At 66.1% G+C, this 7,843-nt stretch carries 6 protein-coding genes; 1 reads left to right on the forward strand and 5 read right to left on the reverse strand.

Annotated features, from left to right (window positions below; all coding sequences use genetic code 11):
• Positions 1–113 precede the first annotated feature (113 nt).
• From ABE459_RS25045 to ABE459_RS25065, 5 genes are all read right to left on the reverse strand, one after another.
• Positions 114–2,552 (reverse strand): TonB-dependent siderophore receptor, encoded by a 2,439-nt coding sequence (locus ABE459_RS25045; protein WP_323830164.1) that lies wholly within the window; start codon positions 2,550–2,552, stop codon positions 114–116.
• Positions 2,553–2,727: 175 nt separating this feature from the next.
• On the reverse strand, positions 2,728–3,672 hold the full coding sequence (locus ABE459_RS25050; RefSeq protein ID WP_125462308.1) for a FecR family protein: 945 nt from the start codon (positions 3,670–3,672) through the stop codon (positions 2,728–2,730).
• Positions 3,669–4,187, reverse strand: coding sequence for an RNA polymerase sigma factor (locus ABE459_RS25055; RefSeq protein ID WP_110992306.1), 519 nt, complete (start codon positions 4,185–4,187; stop codon positions 3,669–3,671). Before ABE459_RS25055 ends, ABE459_RS25050 begins: the two co-directional genes overlap by 4 nt.
• A 237-nt stretch (positions 4,188–4,424) precedes the next feature.
• On the reverse strand, positions 4,425–5,135 hold the full coding sequence (locus tag ABE459_RS25060; RefSeq protein WP_346648165.1) for a 3'-5' exonuclease: 711 nt from the start codon (positions 5,133–5,135) through the stop codon (positions 4,425–4,427).
• Complete coding sequence (locus ABE459_RS25065) at positions 5,132–7,069, reverse strand: putative nucleotidyltransferase substrate binding domain-containing protein (protein ID WP_125462310.1); 1,938 nt, start codon at positions 7,067–7,069, stop codon at positions 5,132–5,134. Before ABE459_RS25065 ends, ABE459_RS25060 begins: the two co-directional genes overlap by 4 nt.
• A gap of 209 nt (positions 7,070–7,278) precedes the next feature.
• Here ABE459_RS25065 and ABE459_RS25070 point away from each other — a divergent pair, with 209 nt between their 5' ends.
• The gene (locus ABE459_RS25070) at positions 7,279–7,737 is read left to right on the forward strand and encodes a response regulator (RefSeq protein ID WP_323830167.1); all 459 of its coding nucleotides are present in this window, start codon (positions 7,279–7,281) and stop codon (positions 7,735–7,737) included.
• Positions 7,738–7,843: the final 106 nt, after the last annotated feature.

Raw genomic sequence — 7,843 nt, forward strand, 5'->3', positions numbered from 1 at the left:
TTTGCGCGGGGGGGGGGCGGGCCCGGTCTTGCCGCGGTAAGGCGGGCACCCAAATTGTCTCCTTTGGGGGGGCGGGTTGCCCGGCGAATGGGCCGCGCAGCGGCCCCGGTCACTCAGAACTTGTAGGTGGCGCTGGCGACGACGCTGCGCTGGTCGCCGTAGTAGCAGTAGAAGCTGTCGCAGGTGGAGATGTAGTCCTTGTCGAACAGGTTGGTCGCGTTGAGCGCCACCGACGCGCCCTTGAGGCTGTTGTCCAGGCGGCCGAGGTCGTAGTGCACCGAGGCGTCGAACACCGTGTAGGCGTCGGCCTTGCCCAGCCAGGTGTTGCCCTGGTCGCCATAGGTATTGCCGGTGTAGCGCGCGCCGGCACCGATGCCGAAGCCATCGAGCACGCCGCTGTGCCAGGTGTAGTCGGCCCACAGCGAGGCTTGCTGGTTGGGCATCAGTTGCAGGCGGTTGCCTTTGTACTGGCCATCCTGCACTTCGGACTTGGCCAGGGTGTAGGCGGCGATCACCTTGAGGTTTTCGGTGACGTCGGAGGTGGCTTCCAGCTCAAGGCCGCGCACCTTCACTTCGCCGGTCTGGCTGGTGACCGGCACCGCGCCGACGAAGCTGGTGACCGAGACGTTCTTCTGGGTCAGGTCATACACCGCTGCGCTGAGCAGGGTGTTGGAGCCGGGTGGCTGGTACTTGATGCCCAGTTCCCACTGCTGGCCTTCGGTTGGCTTGAGCGAGTTGGTCGAGGTGACGTCGGCCTTGCTGGTGGGCTGGAACGACTCGGCGTACGACAGGTAGGGCACCAAGCCCGAGTCGAACACGTAGCTGATCGCCGCGTTGCCGCTGAACTTGCGGTTGAGCTGGCTGTTGTCGGTGTCGTCCTTGATGAAGTGGGTATCGGTTTTCACCCAGTCCTGGCGGCCACCCAGGGTCAGGCGCCAGTTGTCGAGGGCCATCTGGTCCTGGATGTAGAGGCCGGTCTGGCGGGTTTTCTGGTCGTAGTCGTAGAACGCGTCGGAACGTGGCGGGCGGGTGATGGGCGCGCCGGTGACCGGGTTGTTCACATTGATGTCGGTGGCGCTGCCAAAGATCGCCGTGTAGTTGTTGTTCATGCGCTGGTGGTCCAGGCCGAGCAACAGGGTATGGCTGACGGCGCCGGTGTCGAAGTCGCCCTGCAGGTTGTTGTCGACGGCGAACTGGCTGATGTCCTCGTCGACGTTGGTGGTGCCGCGGCCGGTGTTGCCCTGGTCGTCCACGACAAAGCCAAAGGCGGCGAAGGCCGGGTTGTAGCTGCGCACGGTGACGGTCTGGAACGACAGGTCCGACTTGGTGTAACGCAGGTTCTGGCGGAACTGCCAGACATCGTTGATGCGGTGTTCGAACGCATAGCCCAACGCGTAGTAGGTGCGGTCGTAGAAGTCGTAGTCCGGATCGCCGAGGTTCTTGTGGTGGGAGATATCACCGAACGGCATCGAGATCTTGGTGCCCTGGATCGGGTAGAACTGGCTGGTGACGCCGGTGTCGTCACGGGTGAACTGGCTGAGGAAGGTCAGCTTGGTGTCGTCGTCGATGTTCCAGGTCAGGCTCGGCGCAATGTTGTAGCGCTTGTTCTCGATGTGGTCGATCTGCGTGTCGCTGTCGCGCACCACGCCGCTGACGCCATAGAGGAACTGGCCCTGGTCGTCGATCTTGCCGGTGCTGGCGAAGTTGATCTGGCGATGGTTGTCGCTGCCGTACTGCACCTGGATCTCGTGGGCGCTTTCGGCTTGCGGGCGGCGGCTGACCATGTCCAGCAGGCCGCCGGGCGGGGTCTGGCCATACACCGACGAAGCCGGGCCGCGCAGCAGGGCCAGGCGGTCGAGGTTCCAGGTTTCGGCTTTCGGGTTGGCGTACACGCCGCGGGGCAGCGGCAGGCCATCGAGGAACTGGGTTGGCTCGAAGCCGCGCACCAGCATCCAGTCATAGCGGGTGTCGCTGCCGTAGCTGGCGGAGACGATGCCCGGCATGTATTTCACGGCGTCATCGAGGCTGTGCACGCCGCGGTCGTTCATCTGCTGGCGGGTGGCAACGGAGATCGAACGCGGTGCTTCCACCAGGGCGGTGTCGGTCTTGGTGCCGGCGGCGGTGCGCTTGGCGAGGTAGCCGTCTACCGGCCCCCAGGCGCTTTCGCTGTCGCTGGCGGCGTTGACGGTGGTTTCCGGCAAGGCCAGGGCCGTTTCGGGGACGGCCACCAGGCTGTAGCTGCCGGCGCTGCTTTGCTGCAGTTGCAGCCCGGTGCCGCGCAGGGCGGCCTGCAGGGCGCCGAGGGCGTCGTACTGGCCGCTGACCGGGGCCGAGGTGCGGCCGCTGACCAGGGCCGGGTCCAGGGCCAGGGTGATGCCGGCCTGGCTGGCGATCTGGTTCAGGGTGCTGGCCAGTGGTGCGCCGGGCAGCGCATAGGTGCGCAGCGCCGACTGTTCGGCGGCGAACAGGGCGGTGCTGGTCAACGGGGCGGCCAGGCCGATGGCCAGGGCCATCAGGCTGGGGCGAAGCAAGGCATCAACAGCGCGGGACATGCGGCGGCTCCTCGACGGATAAGTGCTATCTGCTTCCTTGCCGAGTGAGTTTTGAAAAGTGACAGGGGGTGGGGGGAAAAAGCTGAAAGTTGCAAGCTTCAAGCTGCAAGAGCAAAGCGGGATCTGCAGTGACCTGCTTTTTCTTGAAGCTTGCAGCTTGCAGCTCGAGGCTGCCTCAGCGGGCGCTGACGGTTACCCACCACGGTGTATGCCGCTCGATCTTCACCGGCAGTACCGGTTGCAGCGAGGCCAGCGCCAGGTCGGTGTTGGTCAGCGGGAAGCTGCCGCTCACGCGCAGGTCGGCGACCTCGTCGGCCACCCCCAGGTGGCCGCTGCGGTACTGGCCAAGGGTGGCCACCAGATCGGCCAGGCGCACGTTGTCGACCACCAGCATGCCGCGGGTCCAGGCATCGGCGCCGACCGCTACCGGGCTGACCGCGCCCAGGCCTTCGCTGTTCATCAGCACTTGCTGGCCTTCGCGCAGTACCTGCTCGTCGCCACTGTCGCGGGGTTTGGCGGCCACCGACGATTGCAGGACTTCCAGGCGGGTGCCGTCGGCTTCGCGCTTCACCAGGAAACGTGTGCCCAGCGGGCGCAGGCGGCCATCGGTGGTGCGCACTTGCAGTGGGCGGCTGTCCTCATGCCCGGTTTCCACGGATATCTCGCCCTGGTGCAGCACGATCAGCCGTTGTTCGCCCTGGAAGTCGATATCCACTGCGGTGTGGCTGTTCAGGCTCAGTAGCGTGCCGTCTTCCAGGCGCAGGGTGCGTAGTTCGCCGGTGGCGGTGCGTTGGTCGGCCAGCCAGTAGTCCGGCGACAGCGAGGGCATGCCGGCCCAGGCCAGCACGCCGCCGAGCAGCAGCATGCCGGCCAGCCCGCCGAGCCGCCGGCGCATGCCGGTGCGCGACTGCAGCAGGGCATGGCGGGCGGGGCCGGCGGCGGTGTTGAAGCGTTGGTCGAGCAGGCTCAATTGCAGCCAGGCGCGGGCATGCTCTTCGTGGGCGGCATGCCAGCGCATGAATTCGTTGCGTTCGTCGGGGCTGCCGCTGCCTTCGTCCAGGCACAGCTTCCAGGCGATGGCGGCGTCCAGCACGGTGCTGGAGACAGGGCTGTTGTTCATGTCGGCTGCCCGTACAGGGCGATGTAGCACTGGCGCATGCCTTGGGCGATGTACTGGCGCACTCGGGACACCGAAACCCCCAGGCGCTGGGCGATTTCGGCATGGCCGAGGCCGTCCAGGCGGTTGTGCAGGAACGCGGCGCGCGCCTTGCTCGACAGCTTGCCGAGCAGGCGGTCGATGGCCTTGAGGTCTTCGAGGATCAGGTATTGCAGTTCTGGCGAGGGCTGTTCGGCTTCGGGCAATAGCGCCAGTTCGGCGAGGTAGGCCTGCTCCAGCGCGGCGCGGCGGAAGTGGTCGAACAGCAGGCCCTTGGCCACGGCAACCAGGAATGCGCGGGGTTCGCGGGGGGCGTCCAGCCGTTCGCGGCCAAGCAGGCGCACGAAGGTGTCCTGGCTCAGGTCTTCGGCGCGCTGGCGGCAGGCCGTGCTGCGTTGCAGCCAGGCGAGCAGCCAGCCGCGATGGTCGCGGTACAGCGCGCTGACCAGTTCGGCGTGTGGGCTCTGCGCAGACGTCAAGGAACGTCCCCCGATAAAGAATGCGTTAACTAACGATAATTATTCGCGATTGTCGCAGAGGCGGGGGTGGGGGCGCAATTGACGCTTATCGGGTTGCCATTACGGTTGGCGGGTTGCCAATGATCTGTGTAGGAGCGGCCTTGTGTCGCGAAAGGGCTGCGCAGCGGCCCCAGGATCTTGGGATCATGCAGAATCGCCGGGGCTGCTACGCAGCCCTTTCGCGACACAAGGCCGCTCCTACAGTCCGTGGCTCTGCATCTTGCGCCGACGCCATTGTTTAAGGCGCTGATCCAGCTGCAACGGGCTGTCCAACTGCTGGCGGCGTGCCTGGCTGAACAGGATCAGGGCCAGCTCGGCGGTGACCTGGGCGTCGGCACTGGCATGGTGGCGGGCTTGGACTTCGAGGCCGAAACGGGCGATCCAGTCATCCAGCCCGGCTTCGCGCAGCACCGTGTCGGGGTTGAGCATGGGGGCCAGCTCCGCCACATCGAAAAACGGGTGCCGCAGGCGCAGGCCAAGGCTGTCCTGCAGCGCCCGCGCCAGCATGTGCTGGTCGAACGACGCGTGGAACGCCAGCACCGGGCTGTCGCCAATGAACGCCATGAGGTCGAGCAAGGCTTCTGCCGGATTACAACCGGCGGCCAGAGCGCTGGGGCCGAGGCCGTGGATCAGCACACTGGCGTTGGTCTTCTGCTCGGGGCGGTGCAGGGTGCGCTCGAACTGCTGGCCGAGGTCGATGGCACCATCCTCGATGGCCACCGCGCCGATCGACAGCACCTGGTCTCGGTTGAGGTTCAGGCCGCTGGTTTCCAAGTCGAGCACCACCCAACGCTGCTCACGCAGGGAGCACACGGCCAGTGGCGCAGGCCCGGGCAGGCTGGCCAGGCGCTGGTGCTGGTGATCGTCCAGCGTGGGCGCCGGTGGGCGCAGCCAGGCGAACAGGTTCACAGCTGGTACCGCAGGGCCAGGCTGCTTTGCAGGCGCTGGGCCTGGCGCAGGGATTCGCGCAGGATGCGCCGGTCCAGGTGGTTGAGGCTGTCCGGGTCGAGGCGGTTGGAATACGCCAGGTTGGCGCGGGTCTGGCGCTGGTGCTGCTGCATGCGGGTCTGCTGGATGAAGTGGTAGGCCTCCTCGAAGGCGGCGCCGTCGAGTGCGTCGATGACGCCCTTGGCGACCAGTTGGCGCAGGCGCTCGAGGGTGTTGCAGGCCTTGATGCCATGGGCCAGGGCCAGCAGCCGCGCGCCGTCGACGAAGGGCGTCAGGCCCTGCACCTTGAGGTCGAGGGTGGCGGCCTTGTCGTCACCCTGGCGGGTCAGTACGAACTCGCGCAGGCGCCCCACCGGCGGGCGCTGGCGCAGGGCGTTGTCGGCCATCATGCGCTGGAAGATGCGGTTGTCGGCCACCTGTTCGAGCAGGCCTTGGCGCAGCTGTTCACAGCCTTGTTCATCGCCCCACACTACGCGCAGGTCGAAGTAGATGCTCGAGCCCAGCAGGTTCTCCGGGCTGGCCTCGCGCACGAAGCCGGCGAAGCGCCGCGCCCACTCGCTGCGCGACAGGCACAACTCGGGGTTGCCGGCCATTACGTTGCCGGTGCAGAGGGTGAAGCCGCACTGGGCGAGGTTGTGGTTGATGTGCTGGGCCAGCGGCAACAGCCTGGCGCGGATGGCGTCGGCTTCGGCGCGGTCGCGGGCTTCGAAGAGGATGCCGTTGTCCTGGTCGGTGTGCAGGGTCTGTTCGCGGCGGCCTTCGCTGCCGAAGCACAGCCAGCTGAACGGCACGCCCGGGTCGCCGCGTTCGGCGATGGCCAGTTCGATCACCCGGCACACGGTGTGGTCGTTGAGCAGGGTGATGATCTGGGTGATCTGGGTCGAGGAGGCGCCGTGGGCGAGCATGCGTTCGACCAGTTGGCCGATCTCGCCACGCAACGACACCAGGCTGTCCAGCCGCGGGGCGTGGCGGATGGTGCGCGCCAGGTGCACCAGGTCGACCCGTTGCAGGGAGAACAGGTCGCGCTCGGAAATCACCCCGCACAGGCGCTGGTTGTCCACCAGGCAGACATGGGCGATATGCCGTTCGGTCATGGCCATGGCGGCGTCGAAGGCGCTGGCCTGGGGGCTCAGGTAGAACGGCTTGGCGGTCATGTAGCGGTCGATCGGCGCGGTCAGCTCGGCGCTGGCATCGGCGACCACCTGGCGCAGGTCGCGCAGGGTGAAGATGCCGATGGGGTAGCGTTGCGGGTCGACGATGACGATGCTCCCGACCTGTTGTTCGTGCATCAGCCGCACCGCTTCGCGCAGGGGCGTGTCGGGGCTGCACACCACCGGGTGGCGCATGGCCAGTTCGCCCAGCGGGGTGTTCAGCGAATATTGGGTGCCCAAGGTCTCGACCGCTTTCTGGCGCACCTGCTGGTTGACCTGGTCGAGCAGGCTGCTGACCCCGCGCAGGGCGAAGTCGCGGAACACGTCGGACAGGGAGAACACGCGGATGAACGCGGCTTTGTTCAATTGCAGGCAGAAGGTGTCTTCGCCTGCCAGGTGCTCGGTGCGGGTGGCGCGTTCGCCCAGCAATGCAGCCAGCGGGAAGCATTCGCCGCTGGTGATCTCGAAGGTGGTCTCGGTGCCTGGCCGGGTGACGTGCTGGCGCTCGCCGACCACACGGCCCTGCTTGACGATGTAGAAGTGCTCGACCGGGCCGTCGCTGGGCTTGATGATGCTTTCGCCAGCCGCGTAGAAGCGCAGCTGGCACTGCTCCACCAGGTAGGCCAGGTGGCTCTGTTCCATCTGGTTGAACGGCGCAAAGCGCTGCAGCAACTGCAGGGTGCCCTGGATGTTCTGCTGCACTGCGGTTTTGCCCGCCTGGCGGTAGGCGTCCTTTTTGCTCATGAAGCTGACCGTTTCGCTACGCCGAACTATATATATCTATCTATAGGGCTCGGCTTTGTTGTTCTCGGCCTCCATGGTCGGCTGGCCGCCTTGTGGTGCCCATTGGACGTAAGTCTAGAGGCACTGGTGGCAAGGCCCCGACGAAAGGCGCACAGGGCGGTGCGGGTTTAGGGTCTTAGGGTTTGAGCGAGATTTTTGACGAGACGACCATGGCTGAGCATGACGACATTCTGAGTGACGCCGAGCGTGAGGCGTTGGCCGTGGTGAGCGCGCCGGTGGCGCCCAAACCGGTGGTGCTGGTGGTGGATGACAACCCGGTGAACAGCCAGGCGCTGAGCTTGTACCTCAAAAGCCGGGGCATCGACTGCATGACCGCCGACGGCGCGCAGGAGGCGATGTTGAAGCTGCATTACGAGCGTCGGATTGCCCTGATGATCACTGATTTGCGCATGGAACCGAAGGATGGCCTGGAGTTGATCCAGCAAATCCGGGCGTCGACGCGGGCCGACTTGCCGATCGTCGTGGTGTCTGGGGAGTCGGAAGTGTCCGAGGCCGTCAAGGCAATGCACCTGGGCGTGGTGGACTTTCTGGTGAAACCCCTGGATGGCGACAAGTTGCAGGCGTTGCTTGGGCTGGTCAAGCGCGAGCTGAAACTGGACCAGCCCTGAAACGATCGCGGGGGCAACCCCCAACCCCCCCCCCGTGGGGGAGGGGGGGGGGCGGGGGGGCCCCCCCGATTTGAGGTGGGGAGGTTTAACCCCGGAAACGCCCTGG

Source organism: Pseudomonas sp. TWI923, from assembly GCF_039673365.1.
In the GTDB taxonomy this organism is placed as follows: Bacteria; Pseudomonadota; Gammaproteobacteria; order Pseudomonadales; family Pseudomonadaceae; genus Aquipseudomonas; species Aquipseudomonas sichuanensis.

What these genes read in the sequence shown, in the direction of transcription:
- ABE459_RS25045 (WP_323830164.1), bottom strand. Translation starts at nt 2,552, where the DNA reads ATGTCCCGCGCTGTTGATGCCTTGCTTCGCCCCAGCCTGATGGCCCTG.
- ABE459_RS25050 (WP_125462308.1), bottom strand. Translation starts at nt 3,672, where the DNA reads ATGAACAACAGCCCTGTCTCCAGCACCGTGCTGGACGCCGCCATCGCC.
- ABE459_RS25065 (WP_125462310.1), bottom strand. Translation starts at nt 7,069, where the DNA reads ATGAGCAAAAAGGACGCCTACCGCCAGGCGGGCAAAACCGCAGTGCAG.
- ABE459_RS25070 (WP_323830167.1), top strand. Translation starts at nt 7,279, where the DNA reads ATGGCTGAGCATGACGACATTCTGAGTGACGCCGAGCGTGAGGCGTTG.